This window comes from Thermosediminibacter oceani DSM 16646 (genome assembly GCF_000144645.1).
GTDB classification, from domain to species: Bacteria; Bacillota; Thermosediminibacteria; order Thermosediminibacterales; family Thermosediminibacteraceae; genus Thermosediminibacter; species Thermosediminibacter oceani.
In genome coordinates, this window is sequence record NC_014377.1 from 886,603 (window position 1) to 908,868 (window position 22,266).

24 protein-coding genes are annotated in these 22,266 nt (G+C 47.1%); 22 read left to right on the plus strand and 2 right to left on the minus strand.

Going from position 1 to position 22,266, the window contains the following annotated elements; genetic code table 11:
* Positions 1-43: 43 nt before the first annotated feature.
* The gene (gene holA, locus TOCE_RS04465) at positions 44-1,054 is read left to right on the plus strand and encodes a DNA polymerase III subunit delta (protein ID WP_013275701.1); all 1,011 of its coding nucleotides are present in this window, start codon (positions 44-46) and stop codon (positions 1,052-1,054) included.
* Positions 1,055-1,075: 21 nt separating this feature from the next.
* On the opposite strand, the gene TOCE_RS04470 is transcribed toward holA, so the two are convergent.
* Together TOCE_RS04470 and rpsT are read right to left on the minus strand one after the other, a co-directional pair.
* On the minus strand, positions 1,076-1,759 hold the full coding sequence (locus TOCE_RS04470) for a hypothetical protein (RefSeq protein WP_013275702.1): 684 nt from the start codon (positions 1,757-1,759) through the stop codon (positions 1,076-1,078).
* A 110-nt stretch (positions 1,760-1,869) separates the two neighbouring features.
* On the minus strand, positions 1,870-2,142 hold the full coding sequence (rpsT, locus tag TOCE_RS04475; RefSeq protein ID WP_013275703.1) for a 30S ribosomal protein S20: 273 nt from the start codon (positions 2,140-2,142) through the stop codon (positions 1,870-1,872).
* Between the two features lie 122 nt (positions 2,143-2,264).
* Here rpsT and TOCE_RS04480 point away from each other — a divergent pair, with 122 nt between their 5' ends.
* From TOCE_RS04480 to TOCE_RS04580, 21 genes are all read left to right on the plus strand, one after another.
* Entirely contained in the window at positions 2,265-2,591 is a 327-nt protein-coding gene (locus TOCE_RS04480) for a phage holin family protein (RefSeq protein WP_013275704.1), read from the plus strand.
* Between the two features lie 9 nt (positions 2,592-2,600).
* Positions 2,601-3,572 (plus strand): GPR endopeptidase, encoded by a 972-nt coding sequence (gene gpr / locus TOCE_RS04485; protein ID WP_041423860.1) that lies wholly within the window; start codon positions 2,601-2,603, stop codon positions 3,570-3,572.
* A gap of 62 nt (positions 3,573-3,634) precedes the next feature.
* Positions 3,635-4,783: a stage II sporulation protein P gene (spoIIP, locus tag TOCE_RS04490; RefSeq protein ID WP_013275706.1), complete on the plus strand. Its 1,149-nt coding sequence runs from the start codon at positions 3,635-3,637 to the stop codon at positions 4,781-4,783.
* 77 nt (positions 4,784-4,860) lie between these two features.
* The gene (locus tag TOCE_RS04495; protein ID WP_013275707.1) at positions 4,861-5,229 is read left to right on the plus strand and encodes a hypothetical protein; all 369 of its coding nucleotides are present in this window, start codon (positions 4,861-4,863) and stop codon (positions 5,227-5,229) included.
* Positions 5,230-5,270: 41 nt separating this feature from the next.
* Complete coding sequence (gene lepA, locus TOCE_RS04500) at positions 5,271-7,073, plus strand: translation elongation factor 4 (RefSeq protein WP_013275708.1); 1,803 nt, start codon at positions 5,271-5,273, stop codon at positions 7,071-7,073.
* A 5-nt stretch (positions 7,074-7,078) separates the two neighbouring features.
* Positions 7,079-8,203 (plus strand): radical SAM family heme chaperone HemW, encoded by a 1,125-nt coding sequence (gene hemW / locus TOCE_RS04505; RefSeq protein ID WP_013275709.1) that lies wholly within the window; start codon positions 7,079-7,081, stop codon positions 8,201-8,203.
* Between the two features lie 10 nt (positions 8,204-8,213).
* On the plus strand, positions 8,214-9,089 hold the full coding sequence (locus TOCE_RS04510; protein WP_013275710.1) for an RluA family pseudouridine synthase: 876 nt from the start codon (positions 8,214-8,216) through the stop codon (positions 9,087-9,089).
* Between the two features lie 85 nt (positions 9,090-9,174).
* Positions 9,175-10,206, plus strand: a complete 1,032-nt coding sequence (gene hrcA / locus TOCE_RS04515) for a heat-inducible transcriptional repressor HrcA (RefSeq protein WP_013275711.1) — start codon at positions 9,175-9,177, stop codon at positions 10,204-10,206.
* A gap of 17 nt (positions 10,207-10,223) precedes the next feature.
* On the plus strand, positions 10,224-11,810 hold the full coding sequence (locus TOCE_RS04520) for a TCP-1/cpn60 chaperonin family protein (protein WP_013275712.1): 1,587 nt from the start codon (positions 10,224-10,226) through the stop codon (positions 11,808-11,810).
* A gap of 6 nt (positions 11,811-11,816) precedes the next feature.
* Complete coding sequence (grpE, locus tag TOCE_RS04525) at positions 11,817-12,395, plus strand: nucleotide exchange factor GrpE (protein ID WP_425358473.1); 579 nt, start codon at positions 11,817-11,819, stop codon at positions 12,393-12,395.
* 15 nt (positions 12,396-12,410) lie between these two features.
* The gene (dnaK, locus tag TOCE_RS04530; protein ID WP_013275714.1) at positions 12,411-14,267 is read left to right on the plus strand and encodes a molecular chaperone DnaK; all 1,857 of its coding nucleotides are present in this window, start codon (positions 12,411-12,413) and stop codon (positions 14,265-14,267) included.
* A gap of 45 nt (positions 14,268-14,312) precedes the next feature.
* Complete coding sequence (dnaJ, locus tag TOCE_RS04535) at positions 14,313-15,461, plus strand: molecular chaperone DnaJ (RefSeq protein ID WP_013275715.1); 1,149 nt, start codon at positions 14,313-14,315, stop codon at positions 15,459-15,461.
* A gap of 17 nt (positions 15,462-15,478) precedes the next feature.
* Complete coding sequence (prmA, locus tag TOCE_RS04540) at positions 15,479-16,423, plus strand: 50S ribosomal protein L11 methyltransferase (RefSeq protein WP_013275716.1); 945 nt, start codon at positions 15,479-15,481, stop codon at positions 16,421-16,423.
* 12 nt (positions 16,424-16,435) lie between these two features.
* Complete coding sequence (locus TOCE_RS04545; RefSeq protein ID WP_013275717.1) at positions 16,436-17,206, plus strand: RsmE family RNA methyltransferase; 771 nt, start codon at positions 16,436-16,438, stop codon at positions 17,204-17,206.
* Positions 17,199-18,506: a tRNA (N(6)-L-threonylcarbamoyladenosine(37)-C(2))-methylthiotransferase MtaB gene (gene mtaB / locus TOCE_RS04550; RefSeq protein WP_041423861.1), complete on the plus strand. Its 1,308-nt coding sequence runs from the start codon at positions 17,199-17,201 to the stop codon at positions 18,504-18,506. Before TOCE_RS04545 ends, mtaB begins: the two co-directional genes overlap by 8 nt.
* An 88-nt stretch (positions 18,507-18,594) precedes the next feature.
* Positions 18,595-18,936 (plus strand): histidine triad nucleotide-binding protein, encoded by a 342-nt coding sequence (locus TOCE_RS04555; RefSeq protein WP_013275719.1) that lies wholly within the window; start codon positions 18,595-18,597, stop codon positions 18,934-18,936.
* Between the two features lie 69 nt (positions 18,937-19,005).
* Complete coding sequence (gene rpsU / locus TOCE_RS04560) at positions 19,006-19,182, plus strand: 30S ribosomal protein S21 (RefSeq protein WP_013275720.1); 177 nt, start codon at positions 19,006-19,008, stop codon at positions 19,180-19,182.
* A gap of 23 nt (positions 19,183-19,205) precedes the next feature.
* On the plus strand, positions 19,206-19,649 hold the full coding sequence (locus TOCE_RS04565; RefSeq protein WP_013275721.1) for a GatB/YqeY domain-containing protein: 444 nt from the start codon (positions 19,206-19,208) through the stop codon (positions 19,647-19,649).
* Positions 19,650-19,761: 112 nt separating this feature from the next.
* On the plus strand, positions 19,762-20,043 hold the full coding sequence (gene yqfC / locus TOCE_RS04570; RefSeq protein ID WP_013275722.1) for a sporulation protein YqfC: 282 nt from the start codon (positions 19,762-19,764) through the stop codon (positions 20,041-20,043).
* Positions 20,044-20,059: 16 nt separating this feature from the next.
* A complete protein-coding gene (yqfD, locus tag TOCE_RS04575; RefSeq protein ID WP_013275723.1) occupies positions 20,060-21,250 on the plus strand; it encodes a sporulation protein YqfD in 1,191 nt (396 codons plus the stop codon).
* Between the two features lie 18 nt (positions 21,251-21,268).
* Positions 21,269-22,246, plus strand: a complete 978-nt coding sequence (locus TOCE_RS04580; protein ID WP_013275724.1) for a PhoH family protein — start codon at positions 21,269-21,271, stop codon at positions 22,244-22,246.
* Positions 22,247-22,266: the final 20 nt, after the last annotated feature.

Consider the following 22,266-nt stretch of genomic DNA (forward strand, 5'->3'; position numbering starts at 1 on the left):
TAAAATATATTGCGAAATTATTTTTTGAAAAGAGGATACGAAAATGGGAGAACTTTATTTGTTTTACGGCCAGGAGAAGCTCCTTATAAGGGAAGCTATCGAGAAGATAAAAAGCAAATATGTTCCCGAGGCGTATGAGGTGGTAGACTTTCAGGCGCTTGATGGGGAGGATGTAACTTACGACGAGATAGTGAATGTTTGCAGGGTTATGCCGATGTTGGCTGAAAAAAGGGTTGTGGTGATTTACAATGCCGTATTTCTCGAAGAAGGCAAAAAAAAGGCCGAAAAAAGCGGGAGCGGAGAGGCGCGGTTTATTGAATTTTTGGAAAACATCCCACCGTATTTATGCCTTATTTTTTCGGCAGAAAAAGTAGACAAGCGCAAAAAAATTTACAAAGCCATACAGCAAAAGGGCGCCGCAAAGGAGTTTTCTCCTTTAAGCTTCAAAGACAAAGTTCGCTGGATACAGGCCCGTTCGGCAAAATACGGTAAACCCATGGATCAATCGGCGGCTGTTTATATGGCGCAGTTTACCGCCGATCTCTACCACGCGGACGGAGAAATAAAAAAGGCGGTAGCGTATGTTACTGACAAGGATGAAATCGAAAAAAGGGACCTGGATGCTATAATGTCCAAGTCAACAGAAGCAAACATCTTCGAGCTCATCGACTACCTGGCCGAGGGAAAAGTTCCCGCTGCCGTTAAAATTTTAAATGAGCTTATCTATTCCGGCGAAAAGGTTTTGGTGATCCTCTTCATGGTATCCAGACATTTCATGAACCTGCTGGCGGTTAAGGCTAACGAGGGTCTTGCTTTTCAGGAACTCCGGAACGCTCTCAACATGCATCCTTTTGCATTGAAAAAAATGGTACTACAAGCGAAAAATTTTACAACAGAACAAATAATAAATATTCTGGCTCTTTGCCAGCAGCTTGATATTGATTTGAAAAAGGGCCGCATAGAAGAAAAAAAAGGGCTTGAAATGCTGCTAACTAAAATAGGTGAAATGAGAAAAGGTCACCCTCGGAATGGAAGAGTTGAGGGTGACCTGTAGGATTTAGTACCTCGGAGGCTCTTATTTTTTTGCCGGTGCAACGTAATTGGCCGTGTGTTGGCCGAACTCCTGGTTATAAGCGGATGCCCTATACTGTTCCTGGTTTGCCTTGGCCGGCGCAACTGCCTGAGCGGTATGCTGCCCGAATTCCTGGTTGTAAGCTTGATTCCTGTACTGATTATAGTTCGACCTGACCGGTGTCATCGCCTGAGTGGTATGCTGCCCGTATTCCTGGTTGTAAGCCTGATTCCTGTACTGATTGTAGTTCGATCTGGCCGGTGCTACCGCCTGTGCAGTATGCTGGCCGAATTCCCGGTTGTAGGCCTGGGCCCTGTACTGCTGGTAATTGGCTCCGGCCGGGGTTACCGTTTGAGCCGTATGCTGGGCGGCGGTCATGGTCTGCTGGTTCGTTTGAGTCATCTGGCTGGCGACTTCACGGGTCAACGAAGACAGTTGCTGCAACTGTCTGGTGACATCGTTGCACATCTTATGCATTGTATTGAGCTGCTCGGTAGCCCTCTGTTCAGCCTGCTGAAGCTGCTGTAACCTCTGGGCTGTATTGGATTCCGCGGCAATCAACTGTGCCAGCTGGTTGGAGTTATTGCTTTCCGCCCGCTGCAAATTGTTGACCATCTGAGCTAAGGTGTTGAGGTTCTGCTGGAATTGCTGAAGCTGCTGTTCAAGCTGTAGGATTCTACCGTCCACGGCACCCACCTCCAAGGCTAAATTTAAAATCCTACATTTTTATGTTCCCACGAATATTTAAGATTACCCTGGAAATAAAAAACGCGTAAGGCTACAGCTTACGCGTGGAATTAAATGGCAATGCTATGTTCTTTTAATTTTTTATATAAACGGGACTTTTTGCGGGCTGCCGCGTTTTTATGGATTACACCTTTTGAAGCGGCCTTATCAAGGGCTTTAACGGCACCAATGAGGGCGCTTTTTATGTTTTCAACATCCTGCAATTTCAGCGCTTCGTTGAATTTTTTGATCGCAGCCTTAATCTTTGACTTTACGAGCCGGTTCCGCAGCGTCCTCTTCCTGGCTTGGCGCATCTTCTTTTTAGCAGAAGCTGTATTTGGCAAACGTTTCACCCCCTTAAAAACACTAAACCTATTTTATCATTTCATTTATTAAAATGCAACCCGTATATTATGAAAATATCGAGGGAAGATATAAAAAGAACAAAATTAATGGAGGGAAAGATATGGTGGGAATGATTATCAGGTTTATCGTATCAGCTTTAGTTTTGATGCTCATTAGCTTTTTGTTACCCGGTTTTCAGGTTGCAGGTTTTACGGGAGCTCTAATCGCAGCCATCGTAATCGCTATAATGGGCTTTATCGTTGAAAGCATACTCGGAGAAAAGATTTCACCTCAGAGTCGGGGAATTGTGGGTTTTATTACCGCAGCGGTCGTAATATATTTTGCCCAGTTCCTGGTACCGGCTATGAAAGTAACCTGGTGGGGAGCTCTTCTTGCTTCGCTGGTGATCGGTATAGTCGACGCTTTCGTACCTACGGAACTACGATAGGGGGGATAAATTATAAACATTAGAACTGACCTTGCAATAGAAGCCCGGGAGATGACCGGAAAAGAAGAGATCCCGGGCGTGCTTATTGAAACAGAAAAATCTCAGGAAATAGCGATAACCCGCGTGAGGATTATTAATGAAGATGGCGAGAAAGCCCTGGGGAAGCCAAAAGGATACTACGTTACACTGGAAGTACCGAGGCTCAGAGAGAAGGATCCTAAGTTAACCGAAGAGGTCAGTAAAAATTTAGCCGAAGAATTAAAATTTATGATAAATCTCCCGGTAGAATCGACAGTACTGGTCATAGGCCTGGGTAACTGGAATGTTACCCCCGATTCCCTAGGTCCAAAAGTGGTTGAAAGACTTATCGTCACAAAACATCTCGTGGAGCTTATACCGGAAAGATTCAGCCCCCGAAACGGAATAAGGCCGGTATGTGCTCTGGCACCGGGAGTATTGGGAATTACCGGAATAGAGACGGGTGAAATAATAAAGGGCGTCGTGGAAAGGGTAAAGCCCGAACTTATTATCGTGATCGACGCCCTGGCCTCAAGAAGCCTGGAGAGAATAAGTACTACGATTCAGATTTCCGATAGCGGCATACATCCCGGTTCCGGCGTCGGCAACAGGCGCATGGGTATTACGCAAAAAGGCATGGGCGTACCAGTAATAGCTATAGGAGTGCCGACGGTTGTCGATGCAGCGACTGTCGCCAGCGATACACTGGAAATGTTGATAGCGGAGTTTGAACGCCAGGCTAAACCCGGATCCGAATTTTATAAAATGCTGCAGACTTTGAACAGGGAGGAAAAATACCAGCTAATCCGGGAAGTACTTTCTCCATTTGTCGGTGAACTGGTAGTAACGCCCAAGGAAATAGATTCGCTTATAGAAAATATTTCCAAAACCCTATCCGGCGGCTTAAATCTCGCCCTTCATCCCGGAATATCCTACGAAGAGGTCAGTACTTTTCTTCAGTGAGGTTTAAAAAAAGCCTCATTTTTTTTATCTCCGGTGAATATGCTTAACCGGAGGGGATAATTTTGATCAACTTCAGGATAATACGCATTAAAAAAACAATAATATACATAGTGGCGGTTGTACTGCTTTTCGCAGTCGGTGTGTTGAGCGTGAAAACTGTTATGGCAAAGTCAGCTCCGGTTTTCGGCAATTTGAAAGACCCTGACCGTGTGAAGATAGTTGGAGATCTTGATACCCGGGTGTTCCGTGCGTTTTTATTGTGGACGATACCTGCCGCCGGGGCTTATACATCGGAAAACGTCGTTTTTTTTAACCTCGGTGAATCCCTTTCAAAATTCCAGACCGAGAGTTTAGGTCTTTTTCAGCCGAAGGGCTACCTTAGCTTTCAGATACCGCTTATAAACTTGGTCAAGACAGAAGCGGTTTTAACTCCGGGTGTAGAATTGCCCGAACCGGGGGTTGTAGAAAATGAACACACGTCATCCGGTAACCCTCCGCCGGCACCCCCCGAGGATGAGGGCGGCGATGTGGAAAAGGTCACGCCGGTAGCCGGTAAGCCTCTGGTGCTCGTCTACCATACCCATACTACGGAATCTTACATGCCTTCTAAAGCATACAATTACAAGCCCAGAGACCAGGCCTTTCACACCAACGACCTTAACTTCACAGTCGCCAGGGTGGGAGAGGTACTTACGTCCGAATTGAACAGACTCGGGATACCGACTATACATAACAAGACCGTCCATGACGTGCCCACTTATATGTATTCCTACTCAAATTCGCTGAAAACGGTACAGGAAGTACTTAAGAAAAACCCCTCAATTCAGATAGTGCTGGATGTTCACAGGGATGCTCCCGCGCCGGATCCTCAAAAGGCAAGGGAAGTGACTACCGTAAAGATAGATAACAAGTATTATTCGAGGATAATGTTTGTAGTAGGTACAGATAAAGTATTCCCGCATCCCTACTGGCGGGAAAACTATAAATTTGCGCTTGTCTTACAGAAAAAACTGGAAGAGCTATACCCCGGTATAACTAGAGAAATCGACCTCCGGGAACAGAGGTTCAACCAGCACGTTTCGAAAAAAGCGTTACTTGTGGAAATAGGTAGCCACGGCAACACTATGGAAGAATCGATAGAATCGGCCAAGGCTTTTGCGAAAACTTTGGCTGAGGTCATAAAAGACCTGAGCAAAACCCAGCCTGAATAAAAAATTGCCTCCGGTTAAAAATAATTTGTAAAGGTGCCAACGACTTTTCAATTCTGAGGTAAAAAAAGGAGTATTCTATGTATACCAAAGATCCGTATATCAAAGATCTCTTTACTCTTTTTTTAATATTCGCAGTGGTTCTCGTCCTGACACTCCGCTTCGCCGAGGTGAGGGTATATTCCACGATGGGGCTGGATATTGCCCCCATTACCTTTGATTTTAAAATTTTGCCCGATAGAACTTACGATTTCTGCGTTCTCGACAGGCGATTTTCAATAAGACAGTTTTTAAAAATAGGCGATTTTTATGCCGACCGTCGAAGGGTGGATATAAAGTTCGCCGGCATGAACATCATTATCCCAAATATGGTTCGCGTTTACGATCCTGCAAATCTCTCCTACCTGCGGATTTATCTTGATAAAAAATATCCCAGAATGTATAATTAAACTTATCGAAAAGCTTTCGCATTAAAAGAGGGGGAACCTCCATGACAATACCGCAGGAGAGGATCAGAAATTTCTGTATTATCGCTCATATAGACCACGGCAAATCCACCCTGGCCGACAGGCTTTTGGAATATACAGGCACCATACCGGAGAGAAAGATGGAAGATCAGATACTCGATAGGATGGATCTGGAAAGGGAACGCGGCATCACCATTAAAGCTCAGGCGGTCCGGATGATTTATCGAGCTGATGATGGGAAGGATTACCTTTTAAATTTGATAGATACCCCCGGACATGTTGATTTCAATTATGAGGTATCCAGGAGCCTGGCCGCCTGTGAAGGAGCCCTGCTGGTGGTAGACGCATCCCAAGGCATAGAAGCCCAGACTCTAGCAAATACCTATCTTGCCCTTGAGCACGACCTGGAGATAGTGCCCGTGATAAATAAAATAGATCTCCCCAGCGCCAATCCGGATGGCGTAAAACGGGAAATCGAAGATATTATCGGTCTTCCGGCCGATGATGCGCTTCTCGTTTCTGCCAAGGAAGGAATCGGCATAAAGGAGGTTCTGGAAGCGGTCGTAAAGAGGATTCCTCCACCTAAAGGGTCGGAAGATGAACCGCTCAGGGCGTTGATCTTCGACTCCCTGTACGACTCCTATAAAGGTGCAATAGCTTTCGTGCGGGTGATGGAAGGTAGAATAGAACCCGGCCAGAAGATAAAGATGATGTCTACAGGAAGGACCTTCGAAGTTACCGAGGTGGGTATTTTCAGTCCCGATATGGTAAGCACCGATAGCCTGCGGGCTGGCGAAGTGGGGTACGTGGTGGCGGGTATAAAAAATGTAAAGGACACCCGCGTGGGAGACACCATCACCAATGCGGAAAATCCAGCGGAAAAACCGCTGCCAGGGTATAAAAAAGCGGTGCCTATGGTTTTCAGCGGCGTATATCCGGCCGATGGAGAGGATTACGAAAAGCTAAGAGAAGCCCTTGAGAAGTTGCAGCTGAACGATGCGGCACTGTTTTTCGAACCCGAGACTTCGGCGGCCCTTGGTTTTGGTTTCCGGTGCGGATTTCTGGGGTTGCTCCATATGGAGGTCATTCAGGAGCGCCTGGAGAGGGAGTACGGTATAAATCTGATCACAACGGCCCCGAGCGTTGTATACCGGGTAAAGAAAACCGACGGCCAAGAAATAACGGTGGACAACCCCACGAATTTCCCCGACCCTTCGAAGATAGAATACATCGAGGAACCGTACGTAGAAGCTTCCATTATGCTTCCATCGGATTACGTGGGTGCGGTTATGGAACTCTGCCAGGAAAAGCGCGGCATTTTCAAAGATATGCAGTATATAAACGAAAAAAGGGTTATAATGCGCTATGATGTACCGCTGGCCGAAATAATTTACGATTTCTTCGATCAGCTTAAATCCCGCACCAGAGGATACGCGTCATTGGATTACGAATTTACCGGTTATAAAAAATCCGAGCTCTGTAAGGTAGATATCCTCATAAACGGAGAGATCGTGGATGCCCTTTCCTTTATAGTCCATAAAGATAAAGCCTACGCCAGGGCAAGGCTGCTGGTGGAAAAACTGCGGGATGTAATCCCAAGACAGCTGTTTGAAATTCCGATACAGGCAGCCATCGGCGGCCGGATAATCGCGAGGGAGACTATAAAAGCGCTCAGGAAGAACGTGCTTGCCAAGTGTTACGGTGGGGATGTGACGCGGAAGAAAAAGCTTTTGGAAAAACAGAAGGAAGGCAAAAAGAGGATGCGGCAGCTGGGTAAGGTGGAAGTGCCGCAGGAGGCCTTTATGTCGGTGTTAAAAATGGGGTAAATGCTATGAAAGAATTGGCCCTTTACGTTCACATTCCTTTTTGTGTAAAAAAATGTGCTTACTGCGATTTCAATTCTTATGCTGAAACAGAATCTATACCTCTTTATGTGGATTCCCTAAAAAGGGAAATTTCTTTTTACTCGGGCATAAATCGGATCGTTACCAGTATTTATATAGGCGGTGGGACTCCCACCGTTTTAAGTGAAGGGGATTTGACCTCGATCATAGAAACCATCTACGGAGCTTTTAATATAAGTGCCTCTCTTGAATTCACCGTAGAGGCCAACCCCGAGACTCTGTCGCGGAGGAAACTGGCGGTATTGAGGGATGCAGGGGTTAACCGGCTGAGTATGGGCTTGCAGGCATTTCAGGACGAGCTCTTGAAAATAATGGGCAGGATTCACACCGCAAAGGGTTTTGAGGAAAAGTTTATAATTGCCAGGGAAGAGGGGTTTGACAACATAAACGTGGATTTGATATTTGGGCTGCCCAATCAGAGCGTGGATGACTTCAGGTATTCGTTGGGAAGGCTGGCGGATTTATCCCCGGAACATGTGTCCTGTTACGGCCTCACCGTGGAGGAAGGGACGGAGTTTTACAGGCTACAAAAAGAGGGCCGGCTCCCCCTTCCTTCCGAGGACGAGGAAAGGAAGATGTACCATACGGCAAGAGAGATTTTGAAGGAGCGGGGATATTCGCATTACGAAATCTCCAATTTTGCAAAGCCCGGCAGGGAGTGCCGGCATAATTTAGTGTACTGGACTTACGGCGAATACCTGGGCCTCGGTGCCGGGGCCCACTCTTTTATGGACGGTGTAAGGTTTTATAACGCTTACGGTATCAGAGATTATGCCGAAAGAGTAAGAAGCAGGGGTAAGGGTGTGGAAGGAGAGGAGTCCCTCTCGCTGGAGGAACAGCAATCTGAATTCATGATACTCGGACTGAGGTTGATTAAGGGCGTTAGAAAGGCCGAATTTTACAAAAGATTCGGGAAGGATCCGGATTCGGTTTACGGCAGCGTCCTGGAGTTGTTAAAAAAGAAGGAACTTGTCACCGAAGATGGGGAATATATAAGACTTACCGAAAGGGGCCTTGACCTGGCCAATGAAGCCTTTGTGGAATTTTTGTGAGGGACGTAGCATGAAATTTGTAGTAGACGAAACTTCGCAGGGGTTAACGGTTGGAGAATTTCTCAAAGCCAACGGGTTTTCCAGTAGAACAATAAGAAGGTTAAAACTCGGAGGAAAAATTTTAATAAACGGTGTTCCGGCATATACAAATACGAGGATAAGTTGCAATGATGTGATAGAGGTAGATTTGACTGAAAAATCCGGTATAGTGCCTTCACCGGTACCGATAAACATTTTATACGAGGATGATCATATAATTGTATTAAATAAACAACCCGGAGTTGTTGTACATCCAACGGCATTTCATTACAACGATACGATTGCCAACGGCGTTATCTATTACCTAAACCAAAAAGGCAAGAAGGGAGGCTTTCACCCGGTAAATCGTTTGGACAGGGATACCACGGGGGTTTTGATAATAGCCCTCAGCCAGCATATGCACAACCTCATACAAACCCATGGCAGGATGAAAAAAAGATATATCGCCGTTGTTGAAGGTGTTGTAAAAGAGAACGAAGGAGTAATTGTTGAACCGATTGCGCGGAGGGAAGGAAGTCTGATCGAAAGATGCGTTTCTGAAAAAGGGCAAAAAGCTATAACGCGTTTTAAAGTAGTGAAGAGACTAAAAGATTTGACTGTACTGGATATAGAACCGGTTACTGGCCGGACGCATCAGATAAGAGTGCATTTAAGCTTCAAAGGTCATCCGGTAGCAGGGGATACTCTTTATGGAGGTAAAAACGATAGAATAAAGAGGCAAGCCCTTCACTGTGCCGAGATGACTTTCTTTTATCCCGTAACGGGCACTTATTTATCCTTTAAAGCTCCTTTACCGGAAGATATGGTTAATCTCATAAATTCCACTCCGTATCTAAGGTTCTCTTGACAAAGGAAATGCGAAGTGATATTTATTTAAGTAGGATTTTAGCACTCTCGGAACGAGAGTGCTAATTTAAAGAGGTGCTTTTCGTATGCTGGACGATAGGAAAATAAAGATCCTGAGGGCTATAGTGGTTGATTATATCGCCACCGCCGAGCCCGTAGGGTCAAGGACTATCGCCAGAAAATACCATATGGGGATAAGTCCGGCTACAATAAGGAACGAAATGGCCGACCTGGAAGAACTCGGGTATATAGCCCAGCCGTACACATCGGCGGGGAGAATTCCGTCCGATAAAGGATACAGGTTTTATGTGGATTTTTTAATGCCCGTAGTTAATCTGAGCGAAAATGAAATCAATGCAATACATCAAATATTCAAAAAGAGGATAAAGGAACTGGAAGACTTAATAGAGGAAACAAGCCGGGTTATATCAAACCTGACCAATTACACCACGGTCATACTGGGGCCTCAGCTGCACGACAGCCGGTTAAAGCACGTTGAGATTCTCAGGCTGGAAAAAGGAAAGGGCCTTTTGATTATGGTGACCAATTACGGCACTATCGTGCACCAGATTATCGAGCTGCCCCAAAACCTAAAGGATTCCGACCTTACCCGTATTTCTAACCTGTTCAACAAATACCTGGTGGAAAAGACCGTGGAAGAAATAACCCCGGACTACATGAATCGCATAAAAAACGAGATGAGGGAATATGAGGAAGCACTAAAATCCTTTATCCAAGTATTGATTGAGAGACTCCAGGAGGTCAAGGAAAGCGGCAAAGTGTTTTCCAGCGGGAGCTCAAGGATGCTGGACTTTCCTGAATTTAAGGACGTAGAAAAAGCGAGGAACTTTCTGTCTCTCATCGAAGAAGAAGACTTCATAATAAGAGTGTTAAAATCTACCTCAAAGCCGAACCGAATCACGATCAGCATAGGCAACGAAAACCCATGGAAGGAGCTCCAGGAGTTCAGCATTATAACCACCAATTTTAAGGTTGGCGGCAAGAGTCTTGGCATTTTCGGCGTTATAGGTCCGACCAGGATGGACTACTCAAAAGTCGTATCCATCCTGAACAAAGTGGAGGATTACCTGAACGAAACCCTTTCTACTTTGATTTAACCGGGGAGGTAGTAATATTGAGCTTTAAAAACAACAACAGCCAGGAAATCGACGAAAAGTTCGCCGCTTTTTTGACGAATTCCAATGCCATAAGAGCGGTATCTTCGGCAGTGGAAGGCACCATAGGCCCCAAAGGCCTTGACATCATGTTGGTGGACCGGTTCGGAGAGGTCACCATAACCAACGATGGTGTAACCATATTGAAGCTCATGGATATTAACCACCCTGCTGCAAAAATGTTGATAAACATAGCCAAAGCCCAGCAGGAAGAAGTTGGGGACGGAACCACCACCGCTACTATAATGGCCGGTGCTATGGTTTCGGAGGGAGTCAACCAGATAATAAGAGGAGTTCCCGTAGCCAGGGTCATCGAGGGAATTAAATACGGGGTAAGGAGGGCTCAAGAACTTCTCCAGTCTAAGTCCATTCCTGTAAAAGGCATGGATGACCCTGCGCTAAAAAATATCGCCTTTATTGCCGGCAGGGAACACGAAGACATTGCGGAGCTGGTCACTCAGGCCGCAAAGCTCATCGGCGAAGAAAAGCTAAAGGAGAGGAACTTCAAACTAAGAGATATCGTAATGGCGAGGGAGGGAGCCGAGAACGAAGTTTTTCTCGGTATTATCGTAGACAAGGAAAAGGTCAATAAACAGATGCCCAAGGAGATTAACGACGTTAGGGTGATGGTTATAGACGATGCCCTGGAGCCGGAGAAGATAGAGGAGGAAGCCCTGGGCACCGAAGCCGGTTTTGCCCGTTACCTGGCCTTGAGGGAAGAGTTCAAACAAAATATACAAAAACTTATAGATCTTAAGGTCAACCTGGTCCTGGTGGGCAAGGGCATCTGCGACGAGGCCCAGGAGATGCTGACCGACGCAGGTGTAATAGCCCTGGAGAGGGTATCAACCAGAGACCTGGAAAAGGTGGCGGAACATACCGGGGCCAGGATAATCAAGCGCATGGGTCTTAAAAAGCCCGTCGAAGAGATAAGAAATTACATAGGAGAGGCGGAGAGGGCCTACGAAGACGAAAAGCTGGAGCACATAAGGATCGTGGGAGGCAAAGGCAAACCCATGGCTACCATCCTCGTGGGTGCAGCCACCGCCGAAATAGTCGGCGAACGGGAGAGGATTGCAAAGGATGCGGCCTCTTCTCTGCAGGCAGCCGTAAAAGGCGGCATAGTGCCGGGGGGTGGAGCTGTGGAGGTGGCCGTTGCCAGGGAGCTGGAAAAAGAGAGGGAGAAGGTAAAGGGAATGGCCTCCTACGGCATCGATTGCGTTATCGCAGCACTCAAGCGGCCGCTGGCTCAGATAGTTTACAATGCTGGTTTTAACCCGCTGGAAAAACTGGAAGAGGTAATTTATACCCAAGCGGAAAAAGCGAGCGATGCAATAGGCGTCAATTGCGATACCGGGGAGCTTGCGGATATGTTACAGCTCGGCGTAATCGATCCGACGCTGGTAAAAACCCATGCCGTTAAAGCGGCGGGAGAAATAGCACAAGCCATACTGAGGATCGATACTATTATCAAAAAACGGGACGAGGGGCCTGCAGCAAAGGGAGCTTCAGAATCGGTAGCCGGCATGGGAGAAATGGACTTTTGATGAGAGGTGATTCTTTTGACTGAAAAACCCAATGAAAACCTGGAATGCGAAAGCGCACCCGAGAACGATGAAGCAAAAAGTCAGGAAGGCGCGATTTCGGATTCGGAGCATGAAAACGTCTCGGAAACCGAAGAACTGAAAAAAGCCCTGGAGGAAAAGGAAAAGGAGGCGGCTGAATATAAAGAGCGATGGATGAAGGCCCTGGCCGATTACGATAATTTAAAGAAGCGATTCCAGAAGGAGATCGAGGAAATACACCTTTATGCGGGAGAACAGCTGATAAAGGATATTCTCCCCGTGTTGGACAACTTCGAAAGGGCCTTAAATTCCATCAAGGACACCGAAAGCTCTACATACGATGGCGTAAAACTCATATATAATCAGATGAAAAACGTGTTGAACAAGTACGGGGTTCGGGAAATAGAGGCCGAAGGTAAACCCTTCGACCCGCACTTCCACGAGGCAATGATGAAGGTTGAAAGCGACGAGTACGAAACCGATACAGTTGTAGAAGTCTTCCAGAAGGGTTATACTTATCATTCTAAGGTTATAAGACCCTGTTTGGTCAAAGTTGCAAAAAAATAACGGAGGTGGCATCTCATGGGTAAGATTATTGGCATAGATCTTGGTACGACTAACTCTGTCGCTGCTTACATTGAAGGCGGCCAGCCTGTGATAATACCCAACGCCGAGGGTTCAAGGCTCACCCCGTCGGTCGTCGCTTTTACCAAGGACGGTCAGCGGCTGGTCGGTCAGATGGCCAAGAGGCAGGCGATACTCAACCCGGAGAGAACCGTGATATCGATTAAAAGGCACATGGGGACCGATTACAAGGTGAACATAGACGGCAAGCTCTATACCCCCCAGGAGATTTCAGCGATGATTTTGCAGAAAATAAAACAGGATGCGGAAGCATACCTGGGGGAAAAGGTAACCCAGGCGGTAATTACAGTGCCGGCGTATTTTACCGACAGCCAGCGGCAGGCTACCAAAGATGCTGGTAGAATAGCCGGTCTCGAAGTATTGAGAATAATAAACGAGCCCACAGCGGCCGCTTTAGCCTACGGCCTGGATAAAGGGGATGACCAAATTATTCTGGTCTTCGACCTAGGCGGCGGTACTTTCGATGTGTCCATCCTCGAACTCGGAGACGGAGTCTTCGAAGTAAAGGCGACCAGCGGCAACAACCGCCTGGGAGGCGACGATTTCGACCAGAGGATAATCGACTATATAGCCGGCGAGTTCTACAAAGAACACGGTATAGATCTGAGGAAAGACGGCATGGCGCTGCAAAGACTGAAAGAGGCAGCGGAAAAGGCTAAAATAGAGCTTTCCAGCGTACTCGAGACCACTATCAGCCTACCCTTCATTACAGCTGATGCCAGCGGACCCAAGCATATAGAGATGACGCTTACCAGGGCAAAATTCGAAGAGCTAACCAGGGATCTGGTCGAGGCTACAATGGGGCCCACAGAACAAGCGCTCAAGGATGCCGGATTGAGACCGGAGGATATCGACAAGATTATCCTGGTGGGTGGTTCAACACGTATACCGGCAGTGCAGGAAGCTATAAAGCAATTCCTGGGTAAAGAGCCGCATAAGGGCGTCAATCCTGACGAAGTAGTAGCAATGGGTGCCGCTATCCAGGCAGGCGTGCTGGCCGGAGAAGTGCGCGACGTGGTTCTCCTCGATGTGACGCCCCTCTCGCTGGGTATAGAGACGCTCGGCGGTGTGTTTACAAAGATAATCGAGAGAAATACCACGATTCCGGTTTCCAGAAGCCAGATCTTCACGACGGCTGCCGATGGGCAGACTGCCGTGGATATTCACGTGTTACAGGGCGAAAGGCCTATGGCGGCCGACAACGTGACTCTTGGCAGGTTCCAGCTTACGGGTATTCCGCCGGCTCCCAGAGGGGTACCGCGTATAGAAGTCAAGTTTGACATAGACGTAAACGGTATAGTGCACGTTTCGGCAAAGGATCTGGGTACCGGCAAGGAACAGAAGATCACCATTACCTCTTCCACCAACTTAAAAGAAGAAGAAATACAGAGAATGATCAGGGATGCAGAAAAATACGCCGAAGAGGACAGAAAGAGAAAGGAAAAAGTCGAAGCGAAGAACCACGCCGACTCGCTTATTTATCAGTCAGAGAAGATGCTCAATGAACTTAAGGATAAGATAAAACCGGAAGAAGCGGAAAAGGTGAGAAAAGAAATCGAAAACGTGAAAAAGGCAATAGAAAGTGACGATGTAGAAAAGATTAAGAAAGCCACCGATGACCTTACCAAAGCGTTCTATGATATTTCTTCAAGGCTCTACGGCTCTCAGGAAGCCCAGGGCAACCCCGGCCCCGGCGCCGGTGGTTTTCAGGCGGGAACAGCCACAGGCGGGGGAAATGACGAAAAAGTGGTAGACGCCGATTACAAGTTTGTAAACGAGGATGATAAAAAGTAGGCAGTCAGCCCTTTTTTGGGCTGACTTTTATTGGAGTGATACCTGTTGAGCAAGAAGGATTATTACGAAATTCTCGGGGTAAGCAGGGAAGCCACGGAAGACGAGATTAAAAAAGCATACAGGAAACTCGCCAGGCAGTACCATCCGGACGTTAACAAAAGCCCCGATGCGGCCGAAAAGTTTAAGGAAATCAACGAAGCCTACGCGGTGCTGAGCGACCCCCAGAAAAGGGCTATGTACGATAGATTCGGCCACGCCGGGGTGGACCCGAATGCTGCGCAAGGTGGGTTCAGCGGCGGAGGCTTCGGAGATTTCAGCGATTTCGATTTTGGCAGGGACATTTTCGGTGACATATTTGAGAGCTTTTTCGGCGGTGGTTTCGGCCAGACCCACAAAAAGGGTCCGGTGCCCGGAGCCGACGTGAGGTACGACCTTGAAATCACGTTGGAAGAGGCCGCTTTCGGAGTCGAAAAGGAGATCGAAGTATTCCGTACCGAAACCTGTCCCAAGTGCCGTGGCAGCGGGGCAAAGCCGGGGACGGGCTCCAGGACCTGTCCCGCCTGCGGTGGGACGGGCCAGGTTAAGCAAATGCAGAGCACGCCTTTCGGCAGGTATATCAGCATTACTACCTGCGGACGGTGCGGCGGCAGCGGTACCGTGATAGAAGAGCCTTGCCCCGAGTGCCGCGGATCGGGCCATGTCAGAGTAGCACGCAAGATAAAGGTAAAAATACCTCCGGGAGTCGATACGGGCTCGCGCCTCAGACTTAGCGGCGAGGGCGAGCCCGGGATCAGGGGCGGTCCGGCCGGGGACCTCTATGTAATCATTCACGTGAAACCTCACCGGCTTTTTGTGCGCCAGGGGGACGATCTCATTTATGAGGCTCCGGTATCTTTCGTCCAGGCGGCTCTCGGCGATGAGATAGAAGTTCCCACCCTTGACGGCCGGGTAAAATTAAAAATCCCCGAAGGAACCCAGCCGGGTACAAAATTTAGGATCAAGGGTAAAGGAATGCCTCACCTTAAGGGTTACGGGCGCGGTGATTTGCATGTAAAGGTGAATGTGGTAATCCCCAGAAAACTGAGCGACAAGCAGAGAGAGCTATTGAAAAAGTTTGCTGAGATCAGCGGTGAGGATATAAAAAAACAGTCTAAGGGATTTTTTGATAAGATGAGAGACGCCTTTGGCGTATGAATGGCGGGAGGAAAAAAATGAAATGGATCGAGATTAAGGTAAAGACGTCTACCGAAGCCATAGAAGCTGTAGCTAATATACTATATGAAGCTGGAGCTGCAGGAGTGGTTATAGAGGACCCTAAAGACCTACTCAACCGGGACAAAGATGCATGGGAGTACGTAGAGATACCCGAGGATATCGATTTTGAACAGGCCATGGTTACCGGTTATCTGCCTGAATCTGAGGGGCTGAATGATATTCTACGGGTAATCGAACGGAGAATAGCGGAACTTCCGCGATTCGGCCTAGACGTGGGCAGCGGCAAGGTCGAGGTATCATCCGTCGACGAAAGCGACTGGGCTAATGCGTGGAAAGCTTACTACAAAACGATACACATAGGAAAGAGGCTGGTCATTAGACCCTCATGGATACATTACGAGCCCGAAAAAGGTGAAGTGGTTGTGGAGCTCGATCCCGGTATGGCCTTCGGTACGGGAACCCATGAAACCACGGCCATGTGTCTCGAACTTCTGGAAAAATATATCGAGGGCGGTGAGACGGTAATCGACGTGGGGTGTGGATCGGGTATACTCTCCATAGCAGCGGCAAAACTAGGTGCGGGGAAAGTACTGGCCATCGACAAGGATGAGGTGGCAGTAAAGGTAGCCCGGGAGAATATCAAGAGGAATGATACGACGCAAGCGGTTGAGGTTATAAAAGGAGAAGGACTGGATTGTGTTGACGCTAAGGCCGATATTATTGTCGCAAATATAATCGCCGATGTGATCATAGATTTGGCCGGAGTTGCGGCGTCAAAATTAAAGCAGGAAGGCTTATTCATTTCGTCCGGTATTATAAAAAGTAGAAAGGAATCTGTCTGTCAGGCCCTGGACAGGGCCGGACTGGTTGTAATAGAGGAAGCTGAAAAGGGAGACTGGGTGGCCCTGGTATCCCGGAAAACGCTATCGGGCGATGGATGAGGGTGATGCCGTATGCCCATTTTTTTTATTCATGGAAAGATGAATCCAGGAGAAGTGGTGGAGATTTCCGGTGAAGACGCCCACCATATCGCCAGGGTTTTGAGGATGGGGAAAGGCGATCTATTAAGTTTATCCAACGGCTTGGACGCCCTGGGCACCGGTCAGATACTGGAATTGTTCCCTGAAGATCGCAAAATAAAAGTTAAGGTAATTGAAAAAAATAAATTTGAGCCGAGACGCCCGCGCATAACTTTATTTCAGAGCGTTCCAAAAGGGCAAAAATTTGACCTGATACTGCAGAAAAACACCGAACTGGGCGTATCGGAGTTTGTACCGGTCATCACAGAGCGGACGGTGGTGGAGATAGAGGGGGAGAGCAAATCAAAAAAGGCTGAGCGCTGGCGGAAGATAACCAAGGAAGCCGCAAAACAGTGCCGGCGGCCGGATTTGCCCGTCGTCAGGGAACCGGTGTCTTTTGACGGATGCCTTGAATTGTTAAAAAATTACCGGATTGTACTGGTACCATGGGAAGGGGAAAGGGAAGTATTTTTAAAATCAATTTTGTCTAATGTTCCCCCGGATGTGCCGGATATAGCCGTTCTAATCGGGCCCGAAGGTGGTTTTTCCGTACAGGAAATCGAAAGGGCTAGAAAATCGGGGGCTGTTACGGTAAGTTTGGGTCCGAGAATACTCCGGACCGAAACCGCGGGTTTTGTTGTAACGGCTGTATTAATGTACGAATTAGGTGATCTGGGAGGTGATCGGGGAAGTCATCATGCCTAAAAAAGTAGCTTTTTACACCCTGGGCTGCAAGGTCAATCAATACGAATCCGATGCAATGGCGGAACTTTTTAAAAACAGGGGCTATGAACTCGTCGGTTTTGACGATGTGGCCGACGTCTACGTCATCAATACCTGTACGGTAACCAACGAAGGTGCCAGGAAATCCAGGCAGATAATCAGAAAGGCTGCAAGAAGGAATCCCGAGGCCACAATAGCGGTAGTAGGATGCTATGCCCAGCTCGAAGCGGAAGAGGTTTCGCGCATACCCGGCGTCGACGTAGTGGTGGGAACAAAAGATCGCCATAAGATAGTGGATCTGGTAGAACAGGCCGGGAAAAACAACGAAAAAATCATAGAAGTGGAAGATATAATGCAGACAAGGAACTTTGAGGAAATAGCCTTCAGAGGACACAGGCAGAGGACCAGGGCTTTTTTAAAAATTCAGGAAGGCTGCAACATGTTCTGTTCCTACTGCATAATACCTTACGTGCGCGGACCAGTTCGCAGCAGAACGCTGGAGAGTATCATCAGGGAAGCTGAAAACCTGGCGGGGGACGGATTTAAGGAAATTGTGCTTACCGGAATACACCTGGGGCTGTACGGCGCGGATTTTAAAGGGGGCCCTACACTTTACGACGTGATTGAAAGGTTATCCAGGATAGAGGGCATTAAGAGGATACGCCTGAGTTCCATCGAAGCCATGGAACTGAGCGATGACTTAATAAAAAAGCTCGCATCCCTGGATAACTTCTGCCATCACTTTCACATCCCCCTTCAGAGCGGTAGCGATAGGATATTGAAGCTCATGAATCGCCGCTACACTACAGCGGAATTCGAAGAGAGGCTCCGGTTCATCAGGGATATTATGCCCGATGTAGGCATAACCACCGATGTGATAGTTGGTTTTCCCGGTGAAACCGATGAGGATTTTGAAATTACCCGTAAATTTATTGAAAGAGCGGCTTTTAGCAGGCTTCACGTATTCAAATTTTCACCCCGAAAAGGCACACCGGCGGCCGAGATGCCCGATCAAATCCCCGGTCCTGTAAAGGAATCGCGGAGTCGCGAACTTATACGTTTGAGCCGGCGGTTGGAGAGGGACTTCAGAGATGGCTTAACCGGAAAAGTATTAGACGTGCTTTTTGAAGAAAGGGATAATCGAGGACTGTACCATGGCCTGACGGACAATTACATAAGGGTGGCGGTATGGTCCGACCAGGATCTACACAATCGTTTACTGCCGGTACGACTGATCGAAAACAGGGACGAATACATTTTTGGGGAAATTAAAAAATTTTAACTCAAGCAGGAAAATCTCTGCCCTGTGTGGAATAAAACTAATAAACTTTCGAAAAATATCTTTAGGCGTCGAAAAGGAGGTGGAAAAAGTGGACTGCATATTCTGCAAGATTGTGCGCAAAGAAGTACCGGCTGCTGTAGTTTACGAAGACAACGATATCCTGGCTTTTAAGGATATAAATCCCCAGGCCCCCATCCATCTCCTTATTATTCCAAAACAGCACCTGACTTCTATAATGGATATCGACGATAGCAACGGTGACATAGTGAAAAAAATATTATTAGTGGCAAAAAATCTGGCACGGAAGAATAATATAGATAACAAAGGCTTCAGACTAGTGGTCAACACGGGAAATGATGGAGGCCAGACGGTTCACCACCTTCATTTTCATCTGTTAGGCGGCAGGTTTATGACATGGCCTCCCGGATAATGCTTTGCCAATAACTCAATTTATATACATCTGTTACATTAAAAGTAGATGCGGGGGGAGGGAATAAAGATGGCAGAAGTGCGCGTTGGGGAAAACGAGTCGATAGACAGTGCCTTAAAAAGGTTCAAGCGCCAGTGTCAGAAAGCCGGCGTGCTCTCTGAGCTTCGCAAGAGAGAACACTATGAAAAGCCCAGCGTAAGAAGAAAGAAAAAGTCCGAAGCAGCGCGTCGCAGAAAGCACAGGTAAGGATCTCAAGGAGGTATGGGCAGTTGTCCATAAAGGACGTTTTGAATGAAGATATGAAAAGGGCTTTAAAAGAAGGCCAGAAAGAACGCCTTTCCGTAATCCGGATGGCTAGAGCGGCTATAGTTAATGAAGAAAAGAACCGCATGCACGAACTGAACGACGAAGAAGTTATAGAGGTTCTGGCCAGAGAAGTGAAAAAGCGCAGGGATGCTAAGGAGGAATACGAACGGCTCGGCCGCGTGGATGTGGCGGAGGAGTTGGAAAGGGAGATTAACATTCTGTCAAGTTACCTCCCTCTGCAACTTACCGAGGAAGAGCTTGAAGAAATCGTGCGCCAGACCATATTTGAGGTCGGTGCAAACAGCATTAAGGATATGGGCAGAGTTATGAGTGCAGTCCTTCCCAGGGTAAAGGGCAGGGCTGACGGCAGGGCTGTCAACGCCATTGTAAAAAAACTACTCCAGTAACCGAAAAGCTCGGCATTTGCCGGGCTTTGTTTTTTTTGAAGTTCCTTTTTGTAATGAAATTGCGTGCTCGGGAATAAATTTAAAAAAGAACTTAATAGGGAAGAGGATGCTTATGAAGAGGACCAACCAGGAGAGTCTAAGGGCAAGGATTTCCGATGCTCTGGAACTCCCCAAAGACATTGTATTGGACCTTCCCCGCATTACCGTCATCGGGAAGATCAGTGTTTTTATTGAAAATCATAAGGGTATACTGGAATACGGCACGGATAAGGTGTGCGTAAACACCAATATAGGCCTTTTGGTGATTAAAGGCCGGGAACTCATTTTAAAGTCGATTGTAGCCGACGAGATTGTCGTTGAGGGGAAGATCGAGAGCCTTGAGTTTGAAGAATAACCCGGAGGGGAGCTAGATGCTGCTCATTAAACTATGGAATTGTTTACGGGGATATGTTATTATAAAGATAGTAGGGCCGTACGGTGAAAGGCTTATAAATCAGGCCGCATTGCACGGCCTTTACCTCTGGGACATAAAAAGGATCGATGAAGATGTACTTTTAGCCAAGATAAGCGTGCACGGATTTTTCGAGCTTCGCCCCCTTGCGAGAAAAACAAGGTGCAGGATCTATGTATTGCAAAGGTGTGGGCTATTCTTCTCTTTATACAGGTTGAAGAGACGCAAGGCGCTTATAGGTGGGGTTCTGTTTTTTATAGCAATAATGTACATCCTTTCGTCGATTGTATGGAGCGTGCAGGTAAATACCCAGGATGAAACCTTGAAGCTTTCAATTCTCAAAGACCTGGAAGAGTGGGGTTTAAAGCCGGGTGTTTTTAAGCATAATATTGACAAAAAATATTATCTTGATAAAATACTTTTTAATTATAAAAATATAGCCTGGGCGGAAATTGAAATAAGGGGCACCAGGGTAATAATAGATCTAGTAAGTAAAGAGATGCCGCCCCGGATCGAAGACGACACTCCGTGCAATATAGTAGCTTCAAAAGATGGAGTAATCGAAGAAGTGATTCCTTTTAGAGGTGAGGCTGTTGTAAAGCCGGGAGATACGGTAAGTAAGGGGGATGTGCTGATTTCGGGTAGCGTAACTCTGGTTGGAAGCGATAATACTAAAGACCATATGCTCGTCCGAGCGAAAGGTATTGTGAAGGCAAGGGTATGGTACCGGAAATCAGTAGAAGTCCCACTGGTTGAACTTAAAAAGTCTTATACAGGAAGGGTAAAAAAAGCGTACAGGTTCAAGCTGGGGAACCGTGAGATCGATATCCAGTGGGGAGACGTGAAATTCCCCGCCTATGTTGAAGAGAACCTGCAGGAGAAGCAAATACTGCCTGCCAATTTCGGGAATCTGAAGTTCAATGTGGTTCTCTACCGGGAGGTAAAGGAAGAAAGGCGTTTTTTGGGTGTGGAAGGTGCTGCGGAAGAGGCGAGAAAAAAGCTTTCGGAGGAACTCCGGGATTTGCCCCAGGACCTTCAGGTTGTCCAAAAGAAAATGGAATTTACTTTGAATCAGGAAAAACAGGCTGTTATAGGTACCCTGATGTTGGAGGTTATAGAGGACATCGGGGTGGAACAAAAAATTAACTAAACAGGGAGGAAGTTTTTATTGAGCAAAAATCCGGCGGAAGCCAAGGTCTGCGTTGACGATATCAAAAATATGGTTAATCTGTTCGGGAGCAGAGACGAGAATATTAGATTTATAGAAAAAGAGTTTAATGTAAGGATAATAACCAGGGGCGGAGAAATTATCATACTTGGCGACAAGGAAAATGTGTTAGCGGCTGAAAGGCTCCTTTACCAGCTGATAAACGTTTTAAAGGGAGGAAATTCTTTGACTTCATCGGATATCAGGTATATCTCCACGCTTACTAAAGAGGGACATGAAGAAAAAATCACCGACCTTTATGACGACGTTATATGCATCACCCACAGGGGAAAACAGATCAAACCGAAAACGATAGGGCAGAAGTTGTACGTAAAGGCTATCAAACAAAATCACATCGTATTTTGCATAGGCCCGGCAGGTACAGGTAAGACTTATCTTGCGATGGCTATGGCTGTTACCGCCCTTAAAGAAAGAGAAGTCAGCCGTATTATACTTACGCGCCCGGCCGTGGAAGCGGGAGAAAAACTTGGATTTCTGCCGGGGGATCTACAGGAAAAGGTGGACCCCTATCTCAGACCCCTTTACGACGCCCTCTACGATATACTCGGTGTGGAGACCTTTCAGCGATATATGGAAAAGGGAGTAATAGAAGTGGCTCCCCTGGCTTACATGAGGGGAAGAACCCTTGACGATTCCTTTATAATTCTCGACGAAGCTCAGAACACTACCTCCGAACAGATGAAAATGTTTCTGACCCGCCTAGGATTCGGCTCAAAGGCGGTGATTACCGGTGATATAACCCAGGTGGACCTCCCAAAGGGAGTGTACTCAGGCCTGGAAGAGGTTCAGGTTATACTGAGAGGCATCGAGGGGATTGAATTTATCTACCTGAGCGACAAAGATGTGGTGCGTCACGAAGTTGTTCAAAAAATAATAAAAGCCTACGAAAGGTACGAAGAAACCCGTAAACCCCAATGAGGAGCTGGTGTTGTGTCTAG